We start from the raw sequence: 25,041 nt of genomic DNA, 5'->3' as shown, positions 1-25,041 counted from the left end.
GCTCACGCAAAGAAATCCGCAATGAAGCGCTCGTAGATCTGGGTCAGGGTCTCGAGATCGGCAATAGCGACGCGTTCATCCACCATGTGCATCGTCTGTCCGACAAGCCCGAACTCCACCACGGGGCAGTAATCCTTGATGAAGCGCGCATCGGAGGTGCCGCCCGAGGTCGAGAGCTGCGGCCGCTTGCCGGTCACCGCTTCTACGGAAGAGGACAGCGCGCCGATCAGTTTCTCGTCGCGGGTCAGGAAAACATGGCTCGGCCGATCACGCCAGACGATCTCGTAACTGACCGGATCAGCCTTGCCGGGACGCAGCTTGCCGCGGGCCGCAGCCCGGTCGAGCCGGTTATGAATCTCCGCCATCAGCGTCTCGTCGGTCCAGCTGTCATTGAACCGCACATTGAAGGTTGCCGTGGCACGCGCAGGGATCACATTGACAGCGGGATTGCCGACATCGATGGTCGTCACCTCGAGATTGGTCGCCTGAAAATCCTCCGTGCCCTGGTCGAATGCCGGGTAGAGCAGGCTTTCGACCAGACTGGTCAAACCTCGCACGGGATTATCGGCAAGGTGCGGATAGGCGACGTGGCCCTGGACGCCGTGAACGACGATCGTTCCCGACAGCGAGCCGCGGCGGCCGATCTTGATCATGTCGCCGAGCCGTTCGGGATTGGTCGGTTCGCCGACGATCGAGGCGTCCCAGCTTTCGCCCTTCTGCTTCGCCCATTCCAGCAATTTGCCGGTGCCGTTGATCGATGGCCCCTCCTCGTCTCCCGTGATCAGGAAGGAGACTGAGCCACGCAGGTCCCGATGTTTCCCGATGTGGCGGGCGACGGCGGCAAGAAAGCAGGCGATCCCGCCCTTCATGTCGACGGCGCCGCGCCCATACATCTGGCCATTATGGATCTTCGCCGAAAACGGCGGAAAGGTCCACGCGGCCTCGTCCCCCACGGGAACGACGTCCGTGTGGCCGGCGAACATCAGATGCGGGCCGTTGCCGGAACGCCGGGCATAGAGATTTTCGACGTCCGGCGTACCGTCTTCGCTGAAGACCGGGCGTTCGACGCTGAAACCGAGAGGTTCGAGCAAGGATTGCAGCACTTGCAATGCCCCACCTTCCAGCGGAGTCACCGAGGGGCAGGCAATGAGTTTGGCGAGGTTTTGAATTGGATCGGTCGAGGATATCATGGCTAATGCGATAGTCCAAAAGCGCGATCCTGTCATCGGCTTTTCACATAAGGTTCAGGCTATGGAGAAAAATACCGTCATCGATCGAGATGCCCGCATCGTCATCGCCGGCGCCGGTTCCATCGGGTGCTATGCCGGCGGCTGCCTTGCCGCGGCTGGACGCAACGTCGCCTTCCTTGCGCGTCCGAGGACCGAAGCGGCGCTGCGCAGCAACGGTCTTCATGTCATTGATCTCGGCGATGCCGAGCATGTCCTGGACGGCGACAGCCTGTCGCTGGACAGCAGCCCGGCGACGATATTGGCCACAGCCGACATTATCCTGCTCGCAGTGAAGAGCGGCGCGACCGCGGAGCTCGCGGAACTCATAGCCCGCCATGCACCGCCGCATTGCATCGTGGTCAGCCTGCAAAACGGCGTTGGCAATGCGGAAATCCTCCGTGCGGCACTTGGTCCGCACGGGCCGGTCGTGCCCGGGATGGTACCGTTCAACGTGGTCCAGACCGAGGACGGGCAGGGCCGCATCAGCGTCCGGCGCACGATGCCCGGAACGGTGCTGATCGGGACGGACGTGGATGGGCTGGCATCGTTTCTTTCCGTGCCGGGCTTTTCAGTCGCAACCCATCCGGACATGCGCTGCGTCCAGTGGAGCAAGCTGCTGATGAACCTCAACAATGCGCTCAACGCCCTGTCCGACCTGCCTCTTGCACAGCAGCTCACGGATCGAAGCTGGCGAAAACTGGCCGCCGACCAGATGAGCGAGGGACTGCGTATCATGAGGGCGAACGGCATTGCGCCCATCACGATACAGGGCGCGCCGCCGACTGTCCTGCCGTGGCTTCTCCGCCTGCCCGATGCTCTTTTCCGCATCGTCGCCCGCAGGATGCTGGCCATCGACCCGCATGCGCGCTCTTCCATGTGGCAGGACCTGGCAAATGGGCGCGCCACCGAGATCGATTATCTGCAGGGCACGATCATCGACCTCGCCAAAGCCAGCAACATGGCCGCCCCGCTCGCGGCGCGCATCAGCGCATGTATCAAGGCAGCGGAAGGCAAACCGGTGCGGCCTCACACGGTGGATGAAATCCGCAACGGCCGCTGATCTGCCGGTTTCGGCTCAGTCGCGCAGCAATTCGTTGATGGAGGTTTTCGAGCGTGTCTTCTCGTCCACCCGCTTCACGATAACCGCGCAATAGAGGCTCGGTCCCGGCTCATTGTTGGGGAAGGACTTGCCAGGCAGCGAGCCGGCGACGACAACGGAATATGCCGGCACTTCACCATAGAAGATCTCGCCCGTGGTGCGATCGACGATCTTCGTCGACTTGCCTATGAAGACGCCCATGCCGAGGACTGCGCCCTCGCGGACGATGCAGCCCTCGACTACCTCGGAGCGGGCGCCGATGAAGCAATTGTCTTCGATGATCGTCGGTCCGGCCTGCATGGGTTCAAGCACGCCGCCAATGCCGACACCGCCGGAAAGATGGACATGCTTGCCGATCTGCGCGCAGGAACCCACGGTCGCCCAGGCATCCACCATCGTGCCCTCGCCGACATAGGCGCCGAGATTGACGAAGGACGGCATCAGGATCGCGCCCGGCGCTATATAGGCGGAGCGGCGGACGACAGCGCTCGGAACCGTGCGAATGCCGGCCTTGGCGAATTCGGTCGCACCCCAGCCTTCGAACTTCGACGGCACCTTGTCCCACCATTGGGCGCCGCCGGGGCCGCCCTCGATCAATCCCATCGGATTGAGCCTGAAGGAGAGGAGCACCGCCTTCTTGAGCCATTGATTGACTTTCCACTCGCCGTCCGGCTGCCTTTCGGCCACGCGGGCCTCACCGGCATCGAGCAGAAGCAGCGATGCCTCCACCGCCTCGCGAACTTCACCGCGGGTCTCGGTGTTTATCGCGTCCCGTTCGTCGAACGCCTTGTCGATGGTTGCTTCGAGGCTGCTGAGATCAGGCTTGGACATTTTGTCATCACTCCATTAGACGGGCATGCGAGGGGCTTGTCAGGTGCTACTAAGTGAAGTCTGCGAGGGGGTCAATCGCAGCGTCATATTGGTGGACAATGAATCGGGTTGACTGCCTGTAAGCGTCACGGACGCCGCAGAAGGAGAAAAAGAAATTGAATACTGACGAAAAGCACGGCTGGACGCCTTTTTCGCATTCCTCGGAGGCAGTTCGCCGTGTGCAGACCGCGCCGGAGACGCCGCAAACCCAATCGGACACGTACCGCCTTGCTTTTGCCGATCCCGATTTCATGACGCGCCGGGAAATGCGCGCCGTCCGCCTGCAGCTCGAACTGCTGAAGCCCGAAATGGCGCTGACGGAGCGCGGCATCCGCTCAACCGTCGTCCTCTTCGGCGGAGCGCGCATTCCCGAACCCGGTACTGCAGCCTGGGCAGCAAAGAACGAGACCCAGAAGAAGAACCTCGAGGCCAATTCCCACTACTATGCCGAGGCGCGGGAGTTCGCGCGGCTATGCTCGACCTATTCGTCCAGCACCTATAATCGCGAATTCGTCGTCGTGACGGGCGGCGGCCCCGGCGTCATGGAGGCCGGCAATCGCGGCGCGGCCGATGTCGGCGCGCCAACCATCGGCCTCAACATCGTATTGCCGCACGAGCAGGCGCCCAACGCCTATGTGACGCCCGAACTGTGCTTCAACTTCCATTATTTCGCCATCCGCAAGATGCATTTCCTCATGCGGGCAAAGGCGATGGCGATTTTCCCGGGTGGCTTCGGCACGATGGACGAGACCTTCGAGGCGCTGACCCTGATCCAGACCGGGCGGATGGAGCGCATACCCTTCCTGCTGTTCGGCAAGTCCTTCTGGGAGAAGACCATCAATTTCGACTTCCTGGCCGAACAGGGCGTCATATCGCCGACGGATCGCGAGCTGATCACTTTCGTCGATAGTGCCAGCGAGGCGTGGAAGGTGATCCAGGAGTTCTATTCGCTGCCGCAGGGTGCCTGAGCCATGCGCTCATGCGCGTCGCGCATGCGGGGCGGATGTATCCAGGTGACGAGCACGACCGAGATGATCATGAGCAGGTACCAGGAGCCGAGCTTGGAGAGCGATACCGGCGACCAGGCTTCCGCCTGCGAAGGGTAGATCCAGGCACGCGACCATGTGCCGATGTTCTCGGCACCCCATATGAACAACGCCACCAGCAGGAAGGCGAGCAGCAGCGGCATGTGGTGCCGCGAGCGGAATACGCGGTAATACATGCTGCTGCGCGCGAACAGCGCTATGGTCGCGGCGAAAAGCACCCAACGCAGGTCGGCAATATAGTGGTGGGTGAAGAAATTGGCATAGATCGCCGTGGCAAGAATGGCGGTCATCGACAGACGCGGATAATTCTCGAGCCTGATATCGAATATGCGGTTGACCCGGGCCATGTAGGAGCCGACGGCTGCATACATGAAACCTGAGAACAACGGCACCCCGCCAATGCGCAGCAGACTCGGCTCCGGATAGATCCAGGAGCCGACATGCGTCTTGAATATCTCCATGAGCGTGCCGACGACGTGGAAGATCAGGATGATCTTGGCCTCGCCGAGTGTTTCCAGCCTGAATGCCAGCATCGAGAGCTGGATGAGAAGCGCGGCGATGAAGAGAAAATCATAGCGGGCAAAACCACCATCATCCGGCCAGAAAAACTTGGTGGCGAGGATGACGCCCAGCATCAGCCCGCCGAAGAGGCAGGCCCAGGCCTGTTTGATGCCGAACACCAGAAACTCGACCGCACCGCCCCAGACGCCCGACCGGGGCAGCCGATCCAGTATCCTGTGGGCCGCGAGGTCGATGACCTCTTCGACCGAGGTGAACCGCTTCACGCAGGGATATCCGTGGTCGCCCGTCCGGGCAGGATGGCGCTGAGGAACGAGGAGAGATTGTCGGTTACATAGTCGACATGATCGGTCTGGCCGGGGTCGCGCTCCCAGATTTCCGAGAATGTCGGCTCGAAATTGCGCGGCACGATCAGGACCGTGGTCATTCCGAGCGCCTTGGGCTCCACCAGGTTCCTCGCCAGATCCTCGAACATCACGCTGGCGCGGGCATCGATCCTGTGCTGGGCCAGGAAGCGGTCATAGGTCTCGCGCGCCGGCTTCGGGTTCAGTTCCGCCGCGACGATATCGAAGATGTCGTCGAACTCGTCGAGAACGCCAAGCTGCCGCGCGGCCCGCTCCGCATGCCCGCGATCACCATTGGTGAATATGAACTTGCGCCCCGGCAATTGCCTTATGGCCGTAGCCAGCGACGGATCGGGCACCAGCCAGGAATAATCGATATCGTGCACCTTCTGCAGGAAATCGTCGGAATCGATATCGTAGCGATCCATCAGGCCTTTGAGCGTGGTGCCGTAATCCTTGTAGAACTGCTTCTGCAAGGTCCTCGCATCCGAGCGCGACAGCTTGAGCAGATCCGCCACATAGTCGGTCATTTTGACGTCGATCTGCGAAAAAAGATTGGAGTGATGCGGGTAAAGTGTATTGTCCAGGTCAAATACCCAGTCAGTAATATGGGCAAAGTTCAAAGGATCGGGTTGATTGGTCATAAGCGGTTGTTTTTCCGTCGTGCAAAAGATGCGTTCAATTCTCTGTATCACGGATGAAATAGAACAAAAGCATCCGAACTACGACCACTTTGGAATTTTTCCCAACCGGTATTTCCCCAATGCCACATACCACGAAAAGTCTATGGTCGAGGTCTGATGTCCAGGATTCTTGCTAAGGTCGCAATTATAGCGGTCGTCTCGACGGCCTTCTCGCTGGCCATCACCGGCACGATCATGACCGCCAATGGCATCTATCACAAAATCGGCTATGTCATTGCCGCGGTCTGCCCCCTGCTCATATCGCCGCCGATCTCGCTCATCGTCCTCTGGCAGTCCGAAAAGCTGAAGCGTGCGCTGGAAGCGCTGCGTCTGGTCAAGGAGGAACTCGAGGCGACGAACGCCAAGCTTTTCGAAAAGTCGACACGCGACAGCATGACGGGAATGCTCAACAGGGAAGCGTTTTTCAACCATGTCAATCATGTGCGCTCCCGCCAGGCCTGTTCGCTGCTGATCATCGACGTCGATCATTTCAAGAAGATCAACGACGTTCACGGACATTATGTCGGCGATGCCGCGCTGATGGCGATCGCGCGCTGCATATGCGATTGCATGGGCATCGATGGAATAACGGGCCGCATCGGCGGAGAGGAATTCGGTGTGTGCCTGCTCACCGACAATCCATCCACGGTGGAGGCAATCGCCGAGGACATTCGCAGGGAAGTCGGCCAGCTGGTATTCGTCACGACCGACGACACGCCCGTGGCTCTCAGCGTCAGCATCGGCGGTTCTGCCGATATTTCATCCGATACGGTGGCAGACCACTTCCAGATCGCCGACAGGAAGCTCTACGAGGCGAAGCGGCACGGACGCAATTGCGTGTTCATCCATGCCAACTTCCGCAAGGCCGCGTGACGCAATCGCTCAGGGGACGATCAGCGTTCCCGCGCCGCGCTCCGTGAACAATTCGAGCAGAACCGAATGCGGCGTCTTGCCGTTGAGGATGACCACGCCTTCGACGCCGCGATTGATCGCATCGATGCAGGTTTCTACCTTGGGGATCATTCCGCCGGATATCGTGCCGTCCTTGATGAGTTCCCGCGCCTGGCCGACCGACAGTTCCTTGATCAGTTCCTTGTTCTTGTCGAGAACGCCCGGAACATCGGTGAGGAACAGCAGCCGTGAAGCAGCGAGGGCGCCGGCAATCGCGCCCGCAAACGTGTCGGCATTGATATTATAGGTGTTTCCGTCACGCCCGGGGGCGACGGGGGCGATGACCGGGATCATTTCGGAGCGCGCCAGCAGATCGAGCAGGGTCCGGTCGACCTCGATGGGCTCGCCGACGAAACCGAGATCGACAATCTTCTCTATGTTGGAATCCGGGTCGATGATGGTCTTCTTGGCCTTTTCGGCGAAGACCATGTTGCCATCCTTGCCGCAAAGCCCGATGGCCCATTCGCCCTCCGCATTGATCAGGGCGACGATCTCCTTGTTGATGGAGCCGGCCAGCACCATCTCGACGATTTCGAGGGTCTTGGCATCGGTGACGCGCAGTCCGCCTTCGAACTTCGATTCAATGCCCATGCGCGACAGCATCGAGGCGATCTGCGGTCCGCCGCCATGGACGACGATGGGGTTGATCCCCGATTGCTTCAGCAGCGCGACATCGCGCGCAAAGGCCTTGCCGAGCGCAGCGTCACCCATGGCGTGGCCGCCATACTTCACGACGACGGTCTTGTTCTCATAGCGCTGCATATAGGGCAATGCAGCCGACAACAGGCTTGCCTGGACTTCGGCTGAACGGTCGGCTTCAATCGCGGATGACATGGTGGGGACGACTCCATCGTGCGAGGATGCAGCTACTTAGCGTTAAAGTCCGCTCGGGGCAAATGGCTTTTCCCCTCGATTCGAAGTTTTGGAAAAGCCGCCGGAAAGGTGCTTATTCTTCCAGCAATCTGGCGATGGCCGCCCTGAGTTCATCGAGGCCGGTGCCTTTTTCCGACGATGTCGCGATGATCTCCGGATAGGCCGCGGCGCGCTTGCGAATGAGCCCGGCAGTGGCCTCCATCAGGCGCGGCACGCCGGCCGGCTTGATCTTGTCGATCTTGGTCAGGACGACCTGATACGACACGGCGGCCTTGTCGAGCAGGTCAAGCACTTCCGCGTCGTTCTTCTTGATGCCGTGGCGCGCATCGATGAGGAGGTAGACGCGCTTCAGCGTGGTACGGCCGCGCAGATAGTCGAATACGAGCCTCGTCCAGGCGTCCACCTGCTCCTTGGGCGCTTCGGCGAAACCGTAGCCCGGCATGTCCACCACGGCGAGCGGCGGCAGGTCCATGCCCTCCCCCGAATAGCCCTCGGGCACGAAGTAATTAAGTTCCTGCGTGCGGCCGGGCGTATTGGATGTGCGGGCGAGGTTCTTCTGGCCGATAATGCCGTTGATCAGCGAAGACTTGCCGACATTGGAGCGGCCGGCAAAGGCGATCTCGAGCGGTCCCTCCGGCGGCAGGAACTTCATCGAGGGGACGCCGCGGATGAAAACCCATCCTTGCGCAAAGAGCATGCGGCCCTTTTCGATCAACTGCGTCCTGGCCTGTTCTTCGCTCACTTGCTGTTCCTGTCCGGCGGTCTATCCGCCTGCTTTCGATAATAAGCAGGCGATTGTCAACCTGCATCGCAAGCAAAAGGCCCCGCCGCGGCAGGGCCTTGCTGATGCTTGAGGGGTTCGCCGTGCCTATTCGGCCGGCTTGGGCTTCTTGCGGATCATCGCGATCAGATTGTCCCAGAGCTCCACCTTCACCCCCTGGCGCTTCATGATGATCGCCTGCTGGATGATGGAAAGCGTGTTGTTCCATGCCCAGTAGATGACCAGGCCTGCCGGGAAGCTCGCCAGCATGAAGGTGAAGATCAACGGCATCCAGTTGAAGATCATCTGCTGGGTCGGATCCGGCGGTGTCGGGTTCATCCGCATCTGCAGGAACATGGTGACGCCCATGATGAGCGGCCAGACGCCGATCATCAGGAAGGCCGGCACCGCCCAGGGCAGAAGGCCGAAAAGATTGAAGATCGAGGTCGGATCCGGAGCGGCCAGATCCTGAATCCAGCCGAAGAAGGGCGCGTGACGCATTTCGATCGTCACATAGAGCACCTTGTATAGCGCGAAGAATACCGGGATCTGGATCAGGATCGGCCAGCAACCGGCAATGGGATTGATCTTCTCGGTCTTGTAGAGCTCCATCAGCGCCTGCTGCTGCTTGACCTTGTCATCCGCATATTTCTCGCGGATCTCGGTCATCTTCGGCTGAACCAGCTTCATGCGCGCCATCGAGGCGTATGATTTGTTGGCAAGCGGGAAGAAGAAAGCCTTCAGGATGACGGTCACGACCAGGATCGCCACGCCGAAATTGCCGATCGCCTTATAGAGATAATCGATCAGGTAGAACATCGGCTTGGTGATGAAGTAGAACCAGCCCCAGTCGATCAGGAGATCGAACTGGCGGATGTTGCGTTCCTTTTCATAGGTGTTGATGCGGCCGACTTCCTTCGCGCCGGCAAAGACGAGGTTCTCGATCGTCGCCGACTGACCGGGCTCGATCGTGGTCGGATCGGAGAGGTAGTCGCTCTGGTAGCGCGGGCGGCCTTCCTGGAAATAGGAAATTCGTGCCTGGAACGGCTTGGCCGTCGACGGGATGAGCGTCGTCGCCCAATATTTGTCGGTGATGCCGATCCAGCCGCCCGTGGAGGATTTGGGCGGCGAAACTTCCTTTTCGTCCTCGATGGCCGAGAACTTGTACTCGATGAGGCCTTCCTCGCCGACGACGCCGATCGGGCCTTCGTGCAGGACATAGGTGCTGGCATGGGCGGGCTTGGAGAAGCGCGTCACCCGGCCGTAGGAGGCGAGCGATACCGGAGCGCCGGACGCATTTGTCACGGTGTCCTTGACGCTGAACATGTAATTGTCGTCGACCGAATAGGTGCGCTTGAAGGTCAGGCCCTTTTCGTTGGTGAAGGCCAGCGTCACCGGTGTGGCCGGCGTCAGCCTGTCATTGCCCTCGACGCTCCAGACCGTAGCGGGCCCGGGAACGGTTCCCGTCGTGTCGTTGGGAATGAAGCCGATTTCGGCGAACTGGCCGTCGGCCAGTTGCTCGGGGCTGAGCAGCTGGATGTTGGGCGACCGGTCGTCGACGGTCTCGTGGTAGCGCTTCAGCTGCAAATCGTCGAGGCGGGCGCCCTTCAGGCTGATGGACCCGCTGAGGCTCGGCGTATCGAGCGCCACGCGGCTGCTCTGGCCGAGCGCTGCATCGCGCGTCATCGAGCCTGCCTGCGCCGGATCCTGTGTCTGGCCGGGAATATTGGCGCCTGGCGCCGTCGTGCCTTCCGGATTGGTGCCGGCAGGCGTGCTTGCCTGGCCGTCGACGCGCGTCTGTCCTTGCCGCGTGGCCTCGATCTGGGCCTGTTCGCGCTGCGCTTCGACCCGGGGGTTCATGTAGAACACCTGCCAAAGCGTCAGAATCACAATGGACAAGGCAATGGTGATAAAGAAGTTACGGTTCGTTTCCATTGTCAGTCCTTGGGTCGGGTTCCAGAGCCCATCAGGGCTTCGGCGAACGCCGGGTCATAGATTTCCGGGAGACCCGTTTCGCGAGTTCCCGCGTCAGTTCCGCGAAAGGCGCATTCAGGGCATCGCGGCGAGCAACGATGACATAATCCGTTCCATCGGCCATGTCATCAGCGACATTGACACGCACCGCCTCTTTCAGGCGCCGCTTGATGCGGTTGCGCAGAACGGCATTGCCATTCTTCTTGGTGACCGTGAAGCCGACGCGGGGCGGCCCATCGGCCTCCGGTCGCTCCCTGATCTCGACGAGGAAAAACGGGCCACGCCGCTTTTCACCGTTTCGGACAGCCAAAAACTCCGCTCTCTTGCGAAGGCGGAGTGGCTTGATCTTATTCATAGTCTAATGCCAGCCGCGCAATGTGCGCGGACCGTCCTTAGGCTGAAAGCCGCTTGCGGCCGCGAGCCCGGCGGGCAGCAATTACCTTGCGGCCGCCAGCAGTTGCCATGCGGGCGCGAAACCCGTGACGACGTGCGCGAACAAGTTTGGATGGCTGATAAGTACGCTTCATTTGTTAAATACCGCGGTGTGCGGCCCTTCTTGTGGTCTGTTCTTTGACAGGAGCATATCAGGACCGCCATTTGGTGCGAACACCGCTAATGCGTCTCGTGGGGCGGTCAACCCGGACGTGCGCGGCTTATAGAGGCGCATGGTCGATAAGTCAATTGATGCAGTACCGAATCGAAATAGGCAAAAGACCGGAACTGATTTATTGTGCCTTTAAACAATAGACCTACATAATCCGGGTCGATGGAGCATGAATGGCGTCAACTCAGGATCATACGGAAAATGGCGACACGCCCGCTTCGGCGCGTCCATTGCCCGTCTTGAAGCGGCTTTCCGGCAAGCTGCTGCTCCTGACGCTGCTTTTCGGACTGATCGCCGAGATCATGATCTTCGTTCCGACCATCGCCGACATGCGCATGCGCTGGCTGGCGGACCGCCTGAACACCGTGGCCGCGGCAAGCGTGGTTCTCGCTGCCAGCGACGCCGACGACGTGCCGCAATCGGTGCAGAACGACGTATTGCTCGCGACCGGCACCAAGGCGATCGCGCTGCGTGAGAAAGGCGCCTCGCGGCTGCTCGCGGTCGCGGACATGCCCTCGAAAGTGGCGCGGCACATAGACATGACGGTGACCGACCCGGTGACGATGATCCGCGACGCCTTCGATGAGCTCATCAATGGCGGCAATCGCGTCATCCGCGTCTATGGGCCGATCGGCGACACCGGCAAGGTCATCGAACTCCTGACTTCCGATACGCCATTGCGCAATGCGATGCTGCTCTATGCCCGCAATGTGGCGCTGATATCCCTGTTCATCTCGGTGATCACCGCCACGCTGGTCTTCCTCGCCATCAGCCGCATGCTGATCACGCCGATCCAGCGCATGACGACGAACATGCTTGAATTCGCGCAGGCGCCGGACGATCCGCAAAGGATCATCACGCCGGACGAGCGCGAGGACGAGCTTGGGATCGCGCAGCGGGAACTGAGTTCCATGCAGCGGCAATTGCAGCGCACGCTTGCGGAACAGAAACATCTCGCCGATCTCGGTCTCGCCGTCTCCAAGATCAATCACGACATGCGCAACATATTGGCATCGGCACAATTGATGTCGGATCACCTCGCCCATAGCAGCGATCCCGCCATTCAGCGCTTCATTCCCAAGCTGGTGCGCACCATCGACCGCGCCGTGCATTATTCGCAGGCGGTCCTCGCCTATGGCGCGACGCAGGAAGCGCCGCCACAGCGTCGGCGCGTCAATCTCCACACCATCGTGCGCGATGTCGAGGACATGCTGGATCTCGACGCCAAGTCGAATATCGAGTTCAAGAACCTCGTGCCGGAAAACTTCGAGATCGACGTCGATCCCGACCAGTTCTTCCGCGTCATCTCGAATTTGTGCCGCAATTCGATCGAGGCGATGGCCGCCGATACAAGGAGCGATCCCGCCATCATCAAGCGCCTGACGATCACCGCGGGGCAGATCGGCGCAACGTCGATCATCGGCGTGGAAGATACGGGACCGGGCCTGCCCGCCAAGGCACGCGACAACCTCTTCACGGCGTTCAAGGGCTCGGCGCGGTCCGGCGGCACCGGGCTTGGCCTCGCCATCGTGCACGAGCTGGTGCGTGCCCATGGCGGCACGATCGAACTGCGCGACGGCGATGGACCCGGAACGAGCTTCGAGATCAGGATTCCAGACCAGCCGGTGTCGCTCACGGAGTGGCGCTCGCGCCGCAATACCGCCTCGCATTAGAACCTTCATGGCTGTGCCATCCGGAACCGTACCGCTTCTATTCAACCGTGAAAGGCTCTAGAGTTGAGCATCGATGTCTGACTACCTCCCGACCTACTGGCCGCAAATCCTCTTCGTGCTCTCATTCGTACTGGGGGTGCCGGCGGCCATCCATGCCACCATGACCAAGGAAGAGGTGCGGGCCGCCATCGGGTGGGTCGGCGTGATCGTCCTGTCGCCGGTCATCGGCGCGTTGATCTATGCGGTGGTGGGCATAAACCGCATTCGCCGCTCCTCCATCTCCTCCCAGCGCCGCTTTCTGCACGAAATCGGCCAGGGGCAATTCCTCCGCTACGATGCGAGCGAGCAGAATGTGCTCGACCGGTTCGAGAAGCGCTTCGCCGCGATGAAGACCCTTGGCGACCGCGTCAGCCGCTGCAAGCTGACGACAGGCAATGACATAACCATGCTGCAAAGCGGCGATGACGCCTATCGCGCCATGATCGACGCGATAAATGCCGCGAAACGCAGCATCCTGGTCGAAACCTATATTTTCGACCGCGACAAGATCGGGCTGCGCTTCGCCGATGCGCTGATCGCCGCCGCAAAGCGCGGCGTCCAGGTGCGCGTGCTCATCGATGCCGTCGGCGCACGATATTCGATACCCAGCATTGTCGGCTATCTGTCGAGGCGCGGCGTGAGGGTCGATGTCTTCAACGGCAACATCATCATGGGGCTGCGGCTCCCCTATGCCAATCTTCGCACCCACCGTAAGATCGTCGTCATCGATGGCCGGAAGGCCTTTACCGGCGGAATGAATATCCGTGCGGGATTTTCGGCGGAGATCGTCGGCGAGGACAATGCCCGCGATACGCATTTCGAACTGACCGGGCCGATCATCACCGACCTGTTTCACATCGCTTCCGAGGACTGGCGCTTTGCCACTGGAGAACGGCTTGCCGGCGAAGCCTGGCATATCGCCACGCCGGAGAAGCAGCCGGGGGAGCGCGTCTTCATCCGTGCCGTGCCCTCGGGCCCCGACAAGAGCCTCGAAGCCAATCACCGCATGCTGATGGGCGCCTTTTCCATCGCCCAGAGCCATATTCGCATCATGTCGCCCTATTTCCTGCCCGACCGCGAGCTTATCAGTGCGCTCGTGACCGCCGCCCGCCGCGGAGTCGAGGTCGATATCGTCATCCCCTCGATCAACAATCTCAAGCTGGTCGATAGGGCGATGACGGCGCAGTTCGACCAGATATTGAAGAGCCATTGCCGGATCTGGCGCGCAAGCGGCAATTTCAACCATTCGAAGCTTTTGGCGGTGGATGGCACCTGGGCCTATGTCGGCTCCTCAAACCTCGACCCGCGCTCGCTGCGCCTCAATTTCGAGGTCGATCTCGAAGTTCTGGACGCCGAATTCGCCGCCCACGTCGTCCATCTCGTCGAGCACGCCATGGAGGGAGCAACCCCGGTCCTGCTGCAGGAATTGCGCGCGCGCTCGTTCTGGGTGCGCCTCATCGACCGGATTATCTGGCTAGGCTCGCCCTATCTGTAACGGCCAGCGCCGGCAGAGCATCCTTGAGCGCGATGTGAGCCTTTATCGGCAGGTGATCCGACGCCACGCGTGCGAGCGGCGTGTCATGCACCTCGATGGCGCTGACGAGTTCATGCGGATGGCCCAATATGCGGTCGAGCGCGAGCACCGGAAAGCGCGACGGGAAGCTCGGCACCGCATTCCGGGCCGGATCGAACATCGGCCTGAGGAAATGCAGCGACGATCCCTTGCCGACACGCCATTCATTCAAATCGCCGATCAGCAGCGTCGGCCGCGTCGGGTCTGCGGCGACCGCATTGAGGATTGCCTCCGATTGCTGCTGCCGTGAATGTTTGAGCAGGCCGAAATGGGCGGCAATGATGCGCAAGGGGCCGGTGGCGACATCGATATCGACGACAAGCGCGCCCCGCGGTTCGAGCCCCGGCAGAACCAGCTGCTGCACCCGCCGCACCGCGCCCTCGCGGAACAGAAGCAGATTGCCGTGCCATCCATGGCCCTGCGGATAGAGAGAAGTCACCGGAACCGGGATGAGGCTGTTTTCGCGGTGCAGCCGCTCGAGGTTGAGGAGACCGCTGCGCTCGCCGAAGCGCTTGTCCGCTTCCTGTATGGCGATGATGTCGGCGCCGATCTCGCCGATCACCCGCGCCACCCGATCAGGATCGAAGCGCTTGTCGACACCGATACATTTGTGAACATTGTACGAGGCGATGAGCAGGTCGCCACGCAGCGCGCGCTCGATGGTGGCGGAGCGTCTGTGGCGGTTCCTGACGGCCGCTAGGATGCTGGCTGACACGCTGGGCTTTGACTGCCGCGCAGGCTTCTTGCTGTCCATTCACAAGAGATAGGTCCACATCCCCTGATTGGCAAGCAAAGACGTCGTCGCCCGGCCGCAAAGCCGTCAGAACCTGTTTCCGACGAGATGCGCGACCTGCGAACCGGCCTCGTAATAGCCTTCCTTGACCGAGCGGAACTTCTCGTCGCCCGGCGCACTGACGGGAAGCGGCAGCTCGTCGGTTGTCGTCGTGCCGGTGATGTGCTCTGCCAGAACGCGTCCAAAAACAGTTCCGGGCGCAATTCCCCGGCCATTATAGCCGTTGAAACTGATGATCTTCGGCGCCAGGACATGGAAACGGGGCAGATGATCGCTGGTCATGCCGATCTTGCCATACCAGCCGGCTTCGAACTCGATTTCGCCAAGCTGCGGAAACAATTTGCGGATGGACCGCGCGGCCCAGGCGCGATGCACGGCCATGCCGGTGCCGCGCAGGGCGCCGACGCTGCCGAAAACCAGCCGGCCGGCCTTGTCCATGCGGAACGAGCTGAGTATCTCCTTCGTGTCCCATGCCCCCTGCCGCTCCGGCAGGATCGATTTGCGCAGATTGGCCGTCAACGGCTTGGTGGCAAAGTTGAAATAGGGCAGATGCACGATTTCCGCGCGCAGCTGTGGCCATGGCGCCGTCGTATAGGCATTGGTGGCCATGACGATCCAATCGGCAGTGACGTTCGCTTCCGGGGTGCGTACGAGCCAGCGGTCGCCGGACTTTTCGGTGGCGGTGACCCTCGTGTCCGTATGGACAGCCGCGCCCGCCGCCATCGCCGCGCGGGCCAGTCCGCGCACATAGGCGAGCGGCTGGATCGTACCGGCACGCCTGTCCAGCAGCGAACCGGCATAAGCGCCCGAACCGACCCTGGCGGCAGTCTCCGCCGCATCCAGCAGCGTGACATCGGCGGCGCGGGCCTGCCACTGTCTGGTCCGTTCCTCGAGCTGCCGCAAGCCGCTTTCGCCGACGGCGCAGTGCAGCGTGCCATTGCGCTCGAGTTCGCATTCGATCCCGTGCTTGTCGACGAGATGGAAAACCGATTTCGGCGCATCGCCGAGGAGTTGCAGCAATCTTTCGCCGTGGAGCGAACCGAGCACCTTCGGCAGGTCGTCGGGCATCACCCACATCCCGGCGTTCACGAGACCGACATTGCGGCCCGAACCGCCGAAGCCGATCTCCGCGGCGTCGAGAACGGCAACCTTCGCGCCGGCTTCCGCAAGATGAAGCGCCGCCGACAGCCCGGTAAAGCCGGCACCGACAATGGCGACATCGACGGATAGATCGCTGCGTAGCCGCTGCGTTTCCGGCGCGGGAGGGGCTGTCTTTTCCCACAGGCCGTGGGAGCGGTCGTCATTGAGCATGTGTCACCAGAAATTGCCGAAGGGCGGCCTCGCCGCCAATGCCGTTATAGAACGACGTCCCGGCGGCGGAAATGAAAATCATTGACGATGTGATGCACAAGCGGAATGAACCGATGCTATTGCGGCCCGACCTCGTTGACGATCCAGCCGATGAAGCTCTGGACGAGCGCATTTTCCTTCTTGTGGTCCGGCACCACGAGATAATAGCTGTTCTCCGTCTGCAATGGCTGGTCGAAAAGAACCCGAAGCGTTCCCGATTGCAGTTCCTGCTCGATGAGGTAGCGCGGGAGAAGCGCATAGCCGAGGCCGGCGAGCGCCGCCTCGATGACCATGGAAAAGTGCTCGAAACGGTGGCCCTTGTAGGGGCTCACGACCTCAGCGTTCTGGATCTCGAACCATGACGCCCAGGCCTTCGGCCGGGTCGAAAGGTGCAGCAGCGGCGCGGAACTCGCCAGCGCGACGGGCGTCTCGACCGGGTTCTCCTTGATCAGAGCCGGGCTGCCGACCGGCACGATCGATTCGCTGCAAAGATAGGTGCAGACGGCATGGGCCCAGACCGGCTGGCCGTAATGGATGGCAAGGTCGAAAGGCTCCTCCTCGAAATCGAAGGGCTGCGAGCGCGAGGCGACGCTGAGCGCCATTTCCGGGTGATTCTTCAGAAAGGCCGGTAGCCGAGGCATCAGCCAGCGGCTGCCGAAGGTCGGCAGGGTGGCTATGCTCAGCGATGACGCCGATTGCGACGCCGCCATGGCGCGCAGCATCGTCTCCTCCGTCAGCCCCAGCAGGCGCCTGACCTCGGGCAGGAACTTCTGTCCCGCATCGGAAAGCACCACGCGCTGGCGGATGCGTTCGAAAAGCAGGACGCCGATCTGATGTTCCAGTTCGCTCATCTGGCGGCTGACGGCGCTTTGGGTCAGGCTGAGCTCCTTTGCCGCCTGCGTGAAGCTGCCATGGCGGGCGGCGCATTCGAACGTCTGCAGAATATCAATGTCGGGTATCAGGCGTCTGCTCAACTTCATTCTGGCCTCGCATCAACCTAGTTTGAATCGTCGTCATATGCTGGTGTCGTTTCCTTATATAATCCAGATCGAGCATGACAGGATAGATATCCTCTCACACAAACTATGCGGAACATTCCATGAAATCTGATCGCCATATCAGCGCCGATGCCATTCGCGGGGCATTCTCCTCCGCCATGTCGGCCATGTATCGTAGTGAAGTGCCGGCCTATGGCACGCTGCTGTCGCTCGTCGCCGAGGTGAACAGCAGGACCCTGGACACGCAGCCCGGACTGAAGCAGCGCCTCGAGCAGACCGATACGCTCGATCGCATCTCGGAAGAGCGCCACGGTGCCATTCGCGTCGGGACTCCGGAAGAATTGTCGATGCTGCGGCGGGTCTTTGCGGTCATGGGGATGTACCCGGTCGGCTATTATGATTTGAGCGAAGCGGGCGTTCCCGTCCATTCGACGGCTTTCCGTCCCGTTGGCGATGCGGCATTGAAGATCAATCCGTTCCGCGTCTTCACCTCGCTCCTGCGGCTCGATCTGATCGGGGATGCGGCGCTGCGCGAAGAGGCGGCGGCGACCCTGAAGGCAAGGCGGATCTTCACGCCCGGCGCGCTTGAGCTCGTCGAAAAAGCCGAAGCGCAAGGCGGCCTCGGCGAGGAGGATGCGGCGCGCTTCGTCAAGGAGATCATCGAGACGTTCCGCTGGCACGACCAGGCGAGCGTGAGCAGCGATCTCTACCGCCGCCTGCACGATGCGCATCGTCTCGTCGCCGATGTCGTTTCGTTCAAGGGCCCACACATCAACCATCTGACGCCGCGCACGCTCGACATCGATGCCGTGCAGGAACTCATGCCGGATCATGGCATAGCGCCGAAAGCGGTGATCGAAGGTCCGCCCAGCCGCACTTGCCCGATATTGCTGCGCCAGACGTCATTCAAGGCGCTCGAAGAGCAGGTTTCGTTCCGCAATGCGACAGGCGAATGGGAGAAAGGCTCGCATACGGCGCGTTTCGGCGAAATCGAGCAGCGCGGCATAGCGCTGACGCCAAAGGGGCGCGCGCTCTATGACCGGCTTCTGACCGAGACCCGCAAGCTTGCCCGCCCTGCGGCAGATGGTTCAAATGCGGACGCCTATATTTCCGCGCTTGCAAACACGTTCAAGGCTTTCCCCGATGACTGGGCGGCCATCCGCGAACAGGGTCTCGGCTATTTCCGCTATAGTCCTGTGAGCGGCGCCAAGGTTTCGACCGGTGACACTTCGGACCTCGAAACATTGATCGCGCTCGGTGCCGTGCAATTCGACCCCATCGTCTACGAGGATTTCCTTCCCGTAAGCGCGGCAGGAATCTTCCAGTCCAACCTCGGCGACGGCGCCAGCCAGCAATTTTCGGCAAGTCCCAGCCAGAAAGAGTTCGAGGTGCATCTCGGCGCGGCGGTTCTCGACGAGTTCGAGCACTATGCCCGGCTGGAAAAGGATTCCGTCGAAGCCTGCCTGCGGCATTTCTCCCCCGTCGCCCTGGCAAGCTGACAGTATCGGCCGGGACAGCCGTTTAAAAAATGCGGCAAGGCTGATAAAAGCCCTGCCAATCCATCAAAGTGTGAAATCAAGGGTACCAAATGACCATTGCTCAAGACGTAAAAACGCTCCTCGCCAAGCTCGGCGTGGCGGAATCCGCCTATGTTGGCGGCTCGATGGCCTCGTTCAGTCCGGTCAGCGGCGAGAAGGTCGCCGAAGTGGCAGTCCATTCGCTCGACGATACCAACAAGGCCATCGACCTCGCCCAGGAGGCTTTCAAGCAGTGGCGGCTGGTGCCGGCGCCGAAGCGCGGCGAACTCGTCCGGCTGTTCGGCGAGGAACTGCGGGCCCATAAGTCCGATCTCGGGCGTCTCGTTTCCATCGAAGCCGGCAAGATCCCTTCCGAGGGTCTCGGCGAAGTGCAGGAGATGATCGACATCTGCGATTTCGCCGTCGGCCTCTCCCGCCAGCTCTACGGCCTGACCATCGCCACCGAACGGCCCGGCCACCGCATGATGGAAACCTGGCACCCGCTCGGCGTCGTCGGCGTTATCTCGGCCTTCAATTTCCCCGTCGCGGTGTGGTCCTGGAACACGGCCCTCGCGCTCGTATGCGGCGATGCAGTCGTCTGGAAACCGTCCGAGAAGACACCGCTGACCGCCCTTGCCTGCCAGGCGATCTTTGATCGGGCCGCCAAGCGTTTCGGCGAAGTTCCGTCCGGGCTGGCCCAGACGATCATCGGCGACCGGAGCGTCGGCGAAGCCCTCGTCGATAATCCGAAAGTCGCACTCGTCTCGGCAACGGGCTCGACGCGCATGGGCCGCGAGGTCGGACCCCGCCTCGCCAAGCGCTTTGCCCGGTCGATCCTGGAACTCGGCGGCAATAATGCCGGCATCGTCTGTCCCTCGGCCGATCTCGACATGGCGCTGCGCGCCATAGCATTCGGCGCCATGGGCACGGCCGGCCAGCGCTGCACGACGCTGCGCCGCCTCTTCGTTCACGACAGCGTCTATGACGCGCTCGTTCCGCGCCTGAAGAAGGCCTATGAGAGCGTATCGGTCGGCAGTCCGCTGACGACTTCGGCGCTGGTCGGCCCGCTGATCGACAAGGCTGCCTTCGACAATATGCAGAAGTCGCTGGCCGAGGCGGCCAAGCATGGCGGCAAGGTCACCGGCGGCGCCCGCGTCGAGACGGAACATGCCAATGCCTATTATGTCCGCCCTGCCCTCGTCGAAATGCCGAACCATGAAGGGCCGGTGCTTGAAGAGACGTTCGCGCCGATCCTCTATGTCATGAAATATTCCGACTTCGACCAGGCGCTTGCCGACCACAATGCCGTCGGAGCGGGGCTTTCCTCCTCCATCTTCACCCTGAACCTGCAGGAAGCGGAACGCTTCCTCGGCGCGGATGGCTCGGATTGCGGCATAGCCAACGTCAATATCGGCACGTCGGGCGCCGAAATCGGCGGTGCCTTCGGTGGCGAGAAGGAAACCGGCGGCGGACGCGAGTCTGGCTCGGATGCGTGGAAGGCCTATATGCGCCGCGCCACCAATACGGTGAACTACTCGACCGCCCTGCCGCTGGCACAGGGCGTGTCCTTCGACATCGACTGATGATGACGAGGGGCTCTGCGCGAACGCATGGAGCCCCTGCCTGTCAGGCGGCCTGGAACTGCTCGCCGACGAACTGCCAGTTGACCAGCTTCTTCAAGACCGCATCGACATGTTCCGTGCGCCGGTTCTCGTAGTCGAGATAATAGGCGTGTTCCCAGACATCGATTCCCAGCAACGGCTTCTTGCCATCCGCCAGCGGATTGCCCGCATCCTGCATGCCGGTGATGGCAAGGCGATCGCCATCCTTCACCAGCCAGACCCAGCCGGTGCCGAAGACCTTGTCTGAAGCGGCGACGATCTGCTTCTGCATTTCGTCAATACTGCCGAATGAGGCCTTCACCGCGTCGCCGAAGGCGCCGTCCGCCGCTGCGGGCCCGCCCTTGAACTGCATCCAGTAGAAATTGTGGTTCCATGCCTGCGCGGCATTGTTGAAGATATCGGCCTTGTCTTCCTTGCTGGCGCGAACGACCACCTCTTCCAGCGGCAATTCGGCGAAGGGCGTGTTTTCCGACAGGGTGTTGAGCTTCTTGAAGTAGCCCGCATGATGCTTGCCGAAATGCAGCCCGACAGTCCTCGCCGATATGACCGGAGCCAAAGCCCGTTCATCATAGGGCAGCGGCGGCTGCTCGAAGCGAGCTGCCGCCCGCACGCGCACGGCGGGAGCGAACAATGTGGCGGCAAGGGCCGCACCGGACACGGCCAGCATGTGGCGGCGATTGAGTTGCATGAATCTTCTCCTTGGATGGTCGGGGATATGCCTTCAACCGAAATTCGTGACGATCGGTTCCATGAAGATCATCGGGCGGATCGAATGGCGTTGCAAGGATGCGACTTACGTCTAATGGATTAGCGGCCCAATCCTTGCCCCCGTGGCGATAAACGCGCCTAATCATCCGCGTCTCGGCACGCAATCCGGAGAGAGAAATGAGCGGGCAACGGATTTACAACCTCGATGGCCTGCGTCTCGTCGCGGCCATGGCCGTCGTCCTGTTCCATTTCGTCTTCCATGGCCCGGTCATGCAAACCATACCGGCGGTGGAGCGCAGCGGCTGGATGGTCGGTGCGGCGCAATATGGCTATCTCGGCGTCAGCGTCTTCTTCCTCATCAGCGGCTATGTCATCGCCTATTCCGCCAATGGCCGCTCCGCCCTCGAATTCGCCATTGCCCGCTTCACCAGGCTCTACCCGACATTCGCGCTGATCATGAGCCTGACGGCGCTGGTGACATTGCTCTTCGGCGCGCCGCATTTCTACACCGGCTCGCAGCAATATCTCGCCAATCTGACCATGATGGCCCCGGCTTTCGGCCAGAAATACATGGACGGCGCCTATTGGTCGATCACGCTCGAGCTCGTCTTCTATTTCTGGGTCTTCGTGCTGCTGACCCTGGGGCTGTTCCAGCGCTACCAGCTGGCGATCATCGCCATCTGGCTCAGCTTTTCGACCATTGCCGAATTCGTGCTGAACGTCACCACGTTCCGGCAATTGTTCATGACGGAATTCTGCGGCTTCTTCGCCGCCGGCATCCTGATCTATCGTATCCGAAGCGGCGACGGGCGCATCGTCACGCGCCTGCTCCTTGCCGCCGCCTTCGCCCATTCGATGGTCGCGACCATCGTCGGCACCCGCGCCATAACCGACGCCGTCGGCGTCACATTCGAACCGTCGGTGGCCGCGCTGACGCTGCTCGGCGGCTATGGCCTCTTCACCGTGGCGGCCTTTGCCGACCGTCCCCTGTTGCCGGCAGCCTGGCTGACATTCCTCGGCGGATTGACCTATCCGCTTTATCTCCTGCACCAGCAGATCGGTTATATCGCCATCCAGCAGCTCGGGACCGGTTTCACGGGCACATTGCCGCTCGTGGCGCTGATCGCGCTGCTGCTCTTCGTTTCCTGGCTGGTATCCAATTATTTCGAGCGCCCGCTGATGCCGAAGCTGCGGCAGATTCTGCGCGAACTCTCGGAACGCATGATCCCGGCCAGCTTTCCGCTCGGCAGGATACTCAACCGCGTTGGCTGAGCATCCCGCCGCATCGCCACTCAATCCTTCAGCGCCTCGACCACCGCGTCGAAGAACACGTTCGGGTCTATCGGCTCCTTGCCGACCGGCTTCGGCTGGGCGCCGAAGGTGACGATGACGACGTTTTCGACCGGGTCTATATAGATATTCTGGCCATGGATGCCGATGGCGGAAAACGACCCATGCTTGATCGAAGGCTCGGTCCAGGCCGTCCACCACATATAGCCATAGTCGAGCTTGGCCCCGCCCTTCAATGTCTTCGGGGTGGTTGCTTCCTTCACCCAGCCATCCGGCAGGATCGATTTCCCCTCGATCACGCCATTGCCGAGGAAGAACAGCCCGAACCGCCCGTAATCGCGCAGCGTCGCGCTGATGCCGCTGCCGCCGATCTCGACGCCATCGGGCGAATCCAGCCACCAGTTCGCATCGCTTTCCATGCCGAAGGGCTGCCAGATCTTCTCCGACAGATAGTCGGCCAGCGGCTTCTTCACCGCGCCATGCACGATCTCGCCAAGGATCTGGGTCTCGCCGGTACTATAGGTATTGACCGTGCCGGGTTCGGCGGCGCGCGGCAGCTTTCCCATCAACTCCACTGCCGAACCGGGCTTCTGCGATATCTGCGCCCGCAGAAGCGCGCGGCGATCCGATTGCGGATCGGTATAAGTCTCGTTCCATTTGACCCCGGACGACATCATCAGCACGTCCCTGACACTGACGCCGTCATAGGCGCTGCCCTTCAGTTCCGGCACGTAATCGACCACCTGCGCATCCAGGCCCTTGATCAGCCCTTCCTTGATGGCGATGCCGGCCAAGGTGGAACTGATGGACTTCGCCACCGACATCGACATCCAGCGCGTCTTTTCGCTATTGCCGCGCTGATAGGTTTCATAGGCGATCTTGCCATCCTTCAGCACCAGCATCGCGGTGATATTGTCGAGTGCCACAAAGTCATAGAGGTCGTAATCCTTGCCCTCATATTTGAAGCGGACATCACCGAGCTGCTTGTCGGCTTGCGGCAAGGGGTGAGGCTTCGTGCCCGCCTTGATCATGCGGGTGGGAAAGAGCCTGTCTATGTTGCGGTAGGTGCTGACGGCAAGATCAGGCAGCATCGCCCCGTCATAGATCTGCTCGACCGTGCCGATCTTCTCCCCCGCATGCGGATAGTCCTGTGCAGCCGCGGGCAGCGCCATCGCGGCAAATGCCGACCCCACCAGCGCCGCCGTTCGCAAACGGTTCCAGCCGCGGCTACTGCGGCCTGTTGCAACACTCATTCCTGACATGACACCTCTCCTCTGTGCTGGAACAAGTGTGTCTTTTTCAGTGCTTATGTTCAATGGCGTGTGTCGCTTCCCTCCATGCAAGCTGTGGATGAATGACGACCGACGCCGACACTCGGCACGCAACGGGAATTGCCCTGCCTGCCCGCGACGGCTGCGGGTTTCATGCGTTAAGCGAAATTCGCCATTGATGCGGAACGCAGCATCGGCTAGAACCGCTTCGCGCATGCGAGCTTTCGCGGCCCATGCACCCGTAGCTCAGCTGGATAGAGTGCTGCCCTCCGAAGGCAGAGGTCACAGGTTCGAATCCTGTCGGGTGCGCCAAAAACACCCATAGAACCAATAGATTAACTTCTTCCACCTTGATGCAAATCGCGCAAGGTACGCAGAATGTACACGCTACGCCAATCCTAATCGCCGAAAAGGCTGACCAGACACGGAGCGATGCCCATGTCTGAGCGCCGTCCCTTTAAAGAAGTAAAACTGCAATGGCTGGAACTACTGAGCTGCGATGCCGGGGTAAATGATAGCGCCAAATGCGTGGCTCTCTATATCATTACCAGACATATGAACGGCCACACCGAGGAGGCGTGGCCGTCCTTTTCAACCATTGCCGAAGCAACCGGCAAGAGCGTCAAAACCGTTCAGAGAGCGATCCACGACCTTGAGCTTGGCGGCTGGTTAGATGTGGTTCGCGGTAACGGATCAAGGCGCAGCACAAGATACCGCCCCTCGAAAGTCAGCATTCTACAGGCGTGCGAACTTCGAGGAAAGACGGACAAAGTTGTCACCCTTCACCCAAGCCTAGCGGGACAAACTTGTCCCAAAAGGCAGTCAAAATTGTCCATTGAAGGAGGACAGATATGTCCACCGAACCAAGAGAAAGAAAAATATATAAAACCTAACGCGCGCGAAGGGGCATCATCTGCCTCCGAAACAAGGCCCGTAATGCCCTGCATCTTTGTCGGAAAACATGAGAGGAACAAGCTAGATCGATGGCGAACATGGTTCCACGAACGTGGCTTACCGCAACCGGAGGCGCTTCGTCTTGACGCACGGCGCAATGGCGTCGAGGGGTTTAGCTTCCCCAGCTACTATCCCGAGACGACGGTGACCGATCCGAACCAGATCGCGACATGGCTGACGTATTATCGGGACAGGGAGATGCAGATCGCTCGTGCCAATATTCAAGTTCGGAGGCTAGCATCGTGAAATCTGTTAACTTGGTCGCGAGACTTAGCGATCTTCCGATGCCTCTTCTTCCAAA

Annotated in this window: 23 protein-coding genes and 1 tRNA gene; 10 read left to right on the top strand and 14 right to left on the bottom strand. The window is 60.9% G+C overall.

The genetic code is table 11. From position 1 onward, the window contains the following. Window positions 1-2 precede the first annotated feature (2 nt). On the bottom strand, window positions 3-1,190 hold the full coding sequence (gene dapE / locus OSJ75_RS17100) for a succinyl-diaminopimelate desuccinylase (RefSeq protein WP_267228873.1): 1,188 nt from the start codon (window positions 1,188-1,190) through the stop codon (window positions 3-5). Between the two features lie 61 nt (window positions 1,191-1,251). Between dapE and OSJ75_RS17095 the strand changes: the two genes are divergently transcribed. After that, window positions 1,252-2,289: a 2-dehydropantoate 2-reductase gene (locus tag OSJ75_RS17095; RefSeq protein ID WP_267228872.1), complete on the top strand. Its 1,038-nt coding sequence runs from the start codon at window positions 1,252-1,254 to the stop codon at window positions 2,287-2,289. Between the two features lie 15 nt (window positions 2,290-2,304). Here the strand turns inward: OSJ75_RS17095 and dapD are convergent, their stop codons facing one another. Continuing rightward, on the bottom strand, window positions 2,305-3,159 hold the full coding sequence (dapD, locus tag OSJ75_RS17090; protein ID WP_250019208.1) for a 2,3,4,5-tetrahydropyridine-2,6-dicarboxylate N-succinyltransferase: 855 nt from the start codon (window positions 3,157-3,159) through the stop codon (window positions 2,305-2,307). A gap of 155 nt (window positions 3,160-3,314) precedes the next feature. Between dapD and OSJ75_RS17085 the strand changes: the two genes are divergently transcribed. Continuing rightward, window positions 3,315-4,166, top strand: a complete 852-nt coding sequence (locus tag OSJ75_RS17085; protein WP_250019209.1) for an LOG family protein — start codon at window positions 3,315-3,317, stop codon at window positions 4,164-4,166. Here the strand turns inward: OSJ75_RS17085 and OSJ75_RS17080 are convergent. Further along, on the bottom strand, window positions 4,142-5,029 hold the full coding sequence (locus tag OSJ75_RS17080; RefSeq protein WP_267228871.1) for a DUF817 domain-containing protein: 888 nt from the start codon (window positions 5,027-5,029) through the stop codon (window positions 4,142-4,144). The genes OSJ75_RS17085 and OSJ75_RS17080 overlap by 25 nt on opposite strands. Next, window positions 5,026-5,751 (bottom strand): pyrimidine 5'-nucleotidase, encoded by a 726-nt coding sequence (locus OSJ75_RS17075; protein ID WP_250019211.1) that lies wholly within the window; start codon window positions 5,749-5,751, stop codon window positions 5,026-5,028. The genes OSJ75_RS17080 and OSJ75_RS17075 overlap by 4 nt, the downstream gene beginning before the upstream one ends. A 156-nt stretch (window positions 5,752-5,907) precedes the next feature. On the opposite strand from OSJ75_RS17075, the gene OSJ75_RS17070 reads away from it, so the two are divergent. Further along, window positions 5,908-6,663, top strand: a complete 756-nt coding sequence (locus OSJ75_RS17070; protein WP_250019212.1) for a GGDEF domain-containing protein — start codon at window positions 5,908-5,910, stop codon at window positions 6,661-6,663. A 9-nt stretch (window positions 6,664-6,672) separates the two neighbouring features. On the opposite strand, the gene argB is transcribed toward OSJ75_RS17070, so the two are convergent. From argB to rpmH, 5 genes are all read right to left on the bottom strand, one after another. Continuing rightward, window positions 6,673-7,575: an acetylglutamate kinase gene (gene argB / locus OSJ75_RS17065; RefSeq protein ID WP_267228870.1), complete on the bottom strand. Its 903-nt coding sequence runs from the start codon at window positions 7,573-7,575 to the stop codon at window positions 6,673-6,675. Window positions 7,576-7,687: 112 nt separating this feature from the next. Beyond that, window positions 7,688-8,311 carry a ribosome biogenesis GTP-binding protein YihA/YsxC gene (yihA, locus tag OSJ75_RS17060; RefSeq protein WP_250019246.1) on the bottom strand — a complete coding sequence of 208 codons (624 nt, stop codon included), beginning with the start codon at window positions 8,309-8,311 and terminating at the stop codon, window positions 7,688-7,690. Between the two features lie 171 nt (window positions 8,312-8,482). Then, window positions 8,483-10,309 carry a membrane protein insertase YidC gene (gene yidC, locus OSJ75_RS17055; protein WP_250019214.1) on the bottom strand — a complete coding sequence of 609 codons (1,827 nt, stop codon included), beginning with the start codon at window positions 10,307-10,309 and terminating at the stop codon, window positions 8,483-8,485. Window positions 10,310-10,340: 31 nt separating this feature from the next. Then, the gene (rnpA, locus tag OSJ75_RS17050; RefSeq protein ID WP_250019215.1) at window positions 10,341-10,703 is read right to left on the bottom strand and encodes a ribonuclease P protein component; all 363 of its coding nucleotides are present in this window, start codon (window positions 10,701-10,703) and stop codon (window positions 10,341-10,343) included. 37 nt (window positions 10,704-10,740) lie between these two features. Further along, window positions 10,741-10,875, bottom strand: a complete 135-nt coding sequence (gene rpmH, locus OSJ75_RS17045; protein ID WP_040853797.1) for a 50S ribosomal protein L34 — start codon at window positions 10,873-10,875, stop codon at window positions 10,741-10,743. Window positions 10,876-11,125: 250 nt separating this feature from the next. On the opposite strand from rpmH, the gene OSJ75_RS17040 reads away from it, so the two are divergent. Both OSJ75_RS17040 and OSJ75_RS17035 read left to right on the top strand, forming a co-directional pair. Beyond that, on the top strand, window positions 11,126-12,625 hold the full coding sequence (locus OSJ75_RS17040) for a sensor histidine kinase (RefSeq protein ID WP_250019216.1): 1,500 nt from the start codon (window positions 11,126-11,128) through the stop codon (window positions 12,623-12,625). Window positions 12,626-12,698: 73 nt separating this feature from the next. After that, window positions 12,699-14,159, top strand: coding sequence for a phospholipase D-like domain-containing protein (locus OSJ75_RS17035; RefSeq protein WP_267228869.1), 1,461 nt, complete (start codon window positions 12,699-12,701; stop codon window positions 14,157-14,159). On the opposite strand, the gene OSJ75_RS17030 is transcribed toward OSJ75_RS17035, so the two are convergent. From OSJ75_RS17030 to OSJ75_RS17020, 3 genes are all read right to left on the bottom strand, one after another. Continuing rightward, entirely contained in the window at window positions 14,131-14,991 is an 861-nt protein-coding gene (locus OSJ75_RS17030) for an endonuclease/exonuclease/phosphatase family protein (protein ID WP_250019218.1), read from the bottom strand. The two genes, OSJ75_RS17035 and OSJ75_RS17030, sit on opposite strands and share 29 nt — an antisense overlap. A 66-nt stretch (window positions 14,992-15,057) precedes the next feature. Continuing rightward, the gene (locus tag OSJ75_RS17025) at window positions 15,058-16,341 is read right to left on the bottom strand and encodes an NAD(P)/FAD-dependent oxidoreductase (protein WP_267228868.1); all 1,284 of its coding nucleotides are present in this window, start codon (window positions 16,339-16,341) and stop codon (window positions 15,058-15,060) included. Between the two features lie 116 nt (window positions 16,342-16,457). Continuing rightward, window positions 16,458-17,360 carry a LysR family transcriptional regulator gene (locus OSJ75_RS17020; RefSeq protein WP_267228867.1) on the bottom strand — a complete coding sequence of 301 codons (903 nt, stop codon included), beginning with the start codon at window positions 17,358-17,360 and terminating at the stop codon, window positions 16,458-16,460. A 119-nt stretch (window positions 17,361-17,479) separates the two neighbouring features. Between OSJ75_RS17020 and OSJ75_RS17015 the strand changes: the two genes are divergently transcribed. Then, on the top strand, window positions 17,480-18,877 hold the full coding sequence (locus OSJ75_RS17015) for a VOC family protein (protein ID WP_267228866.1): 1,398 nt from the start codon (window positions 17,480-17,482) through the stop codon (window positions 18,875-18,877). 89 nt (window positions 18,878-18,966) lie between these two features. Next, window positions 18,967-20,478, top strand: coding sequence for an aldehyde dehydrogenase family protein (locus tag OSJ75_RS17010; protein WP_267228865.1), 1,512 nt, complete (start codon window positions 18,967-18,969; stop codon window positions 20,476-20,478). Window positions 20,479-20,521: 43 nt separating this feature from the next. Here the strand turns inward: OSJ75_RS17010 and OSJ75_RS17005 are convergent, their stop codons facing one another. Beyond that, window positions 20,522-21,205: a superoxide dismutase gene (locus OSJ75_RS17005; protein ID WP_267228864.1), complete on the bottom strand. Its 684-nt coding sequence runs from the start codon at window positions 21,203-21,205 to the stop codon at window positions 20,522-20,524. A gap of 197 nt (window positions 21,206-21,402) precedes the next feature. On the opposite strand from OSJ75_RS17005, the gene OSJ75_RS17000 reads away from it, so the two are divergent. Next, window positions 21,403-22,497: an acyltransferase family protein gene (locus OSJ75_RS17000; protein WP_267228863.1), complete on the top strand. Its 1,095-nt coding sequence runs from the start codon at window positions 21,403-21,405 to the stop codon at window positions 22,495-22,497. A gap of 20 nt (window positions 22,498-22,517) precedes the next feature. Here the strand turns inward: OSJ75_RS17000 and OSJ75_RS16995 are convergent, their stop codons facing one another. Further along, a complete protein-coding gene (locus tag OSJ75_RS16995) occupies window positions 22,518-23,777 on the bottom strand; it encodes a serine hydrolase domain-containing protein (RefSeq protein ID WP_267228862.1) in 1,260 nt (419 codons plus the stop codon). A 244-nt stretch (window positions 23,778-24,021) separates the two neighbouring features. Here OSJ75_RS16995 and OSJ75_RS16990 point away from each other — a divergent pair. After that, window positions 24,022-24,098: transfer RNA gene (locus tag OSJ75_RS16990), tRNA-Arg, on the top strand. Window positions 24,099-24,224: 126 nt separating this feature from the next. Further along, the gene (locus OSJ75_RS16985) at window positions 24,225-24,986 is read left to right on the top strand and encodes a helix-turn-helix domain-containing protein (RefSeq protein ID WP_267228861.1); all 762 of its coding nucleotides are present in this window, start codon (window positions 24,225-24,227) and stop codon (window positions 24,984-24,986) included. The last annotated feature ends 55 nt before the right edge of the window (window positions 24,987-25,041 follow it).

This window comes from Phyllobacterium sp. 0TCS1.6A, assembly GCF_026420825.1.
Lineage (GTDB): Bacteria > Pseudomonadota > Alphaproteobacteria > Rhizobiales > Rhizobiaceae > Phyllobacterium.
The sequence above is the reverse complement of the archived record's forward strand: the minus strand, read 5'-3'. Positions and strand labels throughout refer to the sequence as shown.

Excerpts from the sequence above, each read along its gene's own strand:
- OSJ75_RS16995 (WP_267228862.1), bottom strand. The coding sequence starts at position 23,777 with ATGTCAGGAATGAGTGTTGCAACAGGCCGCAGTAGCCGCGGCTGGAAC.
- dapD (WP_250019208.1), bottom strand. The coding sequence starts at position 3,159 with ATGTCCAAGCCTGATCTCAGCAGCCTCGAAGCAACCATCGACAAGGCG.
- argB (WP_267228870.1), bottom strand. The coding sequence starts at position 7,575 with ATGTCATCCGCGATTGAAGCCGACCGTTCAGCCGAAGTCCAGGCAAGC.
- OSJ75_RS17040 (WP_250019216.1), top strand. The coding sequence starts at position 11,126 with ATGGCGTCAACTCAGGATCATACGGAAAATGGCGACACGCCCGCTTCG.
- dapE (WP_267228873.1), bottom strand. The coding sequence starts at position 1,190 with ATGATATCCTCGACCGATCCAATTCAAAACCTCGCCAAACTCATTGCC.
- OSJ75_RS17005 (WP_267228864.1), bottom strand. The coding sequence starts at position 21,205 with ATGCAACTCAATCGCCGCCACATGCTGGCCGTGTCCGGTGCGGCCCTT.
- rnpA (WP_250019215.1), bottom strand. The coding sequence starts at position 10,703 with ATGAATAAGATCAAGCCACTCCGCCTTCGCAAGAGAGCGGAGTTTTTG.
- OSJ75_RS17015 (WP_267228866.1), top strand. The coding sequence starts at position 17,480 with ATGAAATCTGATCGCCATATCAGCGCCGATGCCATTCGCGGGGCATTC.
- OSJ75_RS17070 (WP_250019212.1), top strand. The coding sequence starts at position 5,908 with ATGTCCAGGATTCTTGCTAAGGTCGCAATTATAGCGGTCGTCTCGACG.
- OSJ75_RS17025 (WP_267228868.1), bottom strand. The coding sequence starts at position 16,341 with ATGCTCAATGACGACCGCTCCCACGGCCTGTGGGAAAAGACAGCCCCT.
- OSJ75_RS17035 (WP_267228869.1), top strand. The coding sequence starts at position 12,699 with ATGTCTGACTACCTCCCGACCTACTGGCCGCAAATCCTCTTCGTGCTC.
- yihA (WP_250019246.1), bottom strand. The coding sequence starts at position 8,311 with ATGCTCTTTGCGCAAGGATGGGTTTTCATCCGCGGCGTCCCCTCGATG.
- OSJ75_RS17010 (WP_267228865.1), top strand. The coding sequence starts at position 18,967 with ATGACCATTGCTCAAGACGTAAAAACGCTCCTCGCCAAGCTCGGCGTG.
- yidC (WP_250019214.1), bottom strand. The coding sequence starts at position 10,309 with ATGGAAACGAACCGTAACTTCTTTATCACCATTGCCTTGTCCATTGTG.
- OSJ75_RS17095 (WP_267228872.1), top strand. The coding sequence starts at position 1,252 with ATGGAGAAAAATACCGTCATCGATCGAGATGCCCGCATCGTCATCGCC.
- rpmH (WP_040853797.1), bottom strand. The coding sequence starts at position 10,875 with ATGAAGCGTACTTATCAGCCATCCAAACTTGTTCGCGCACGTCGTCAC.
- OSJ75_RS17030 (WP_250019218.1), bottom strand. The coding sequence starts at position 14,991 with ATGGACAGCAAGAAGCCTGCGCGGCAGTCAAAGCCCAGCGTGTCAGCC.
- OSJ75_RS17000 (WP_267228863.1), top strand. The coding sequence starts at position 21,403 with ATGAGCGGGCAACGGATTTACAACCTCGATGGCCTGCGTCTCGTCGCG.
- OSJ75_RS17020 (WP_267228867.1), bottom strand. The coding sequence starts at position 17,360 with ATGAAGTTGAGCAGACGCCTGATACCCGACATTGATATTCTGCAGACG.
- OSJ75_RS16985 (WP_267228861.1), top strand. The coding sequence starts at position 24,225 with ATGTCTGAGCGCCGTCCCTTTAAAGAAGTAAAACTGCAATGGCTGGAA.
- OSJ75_RS17075 (WP_250019211.1), bottom strand. The coding sequence starts at position 5,751 with ATGACCAATCAACCCGATCCTTTGAACTTTGCCCATATTACTGACTGG.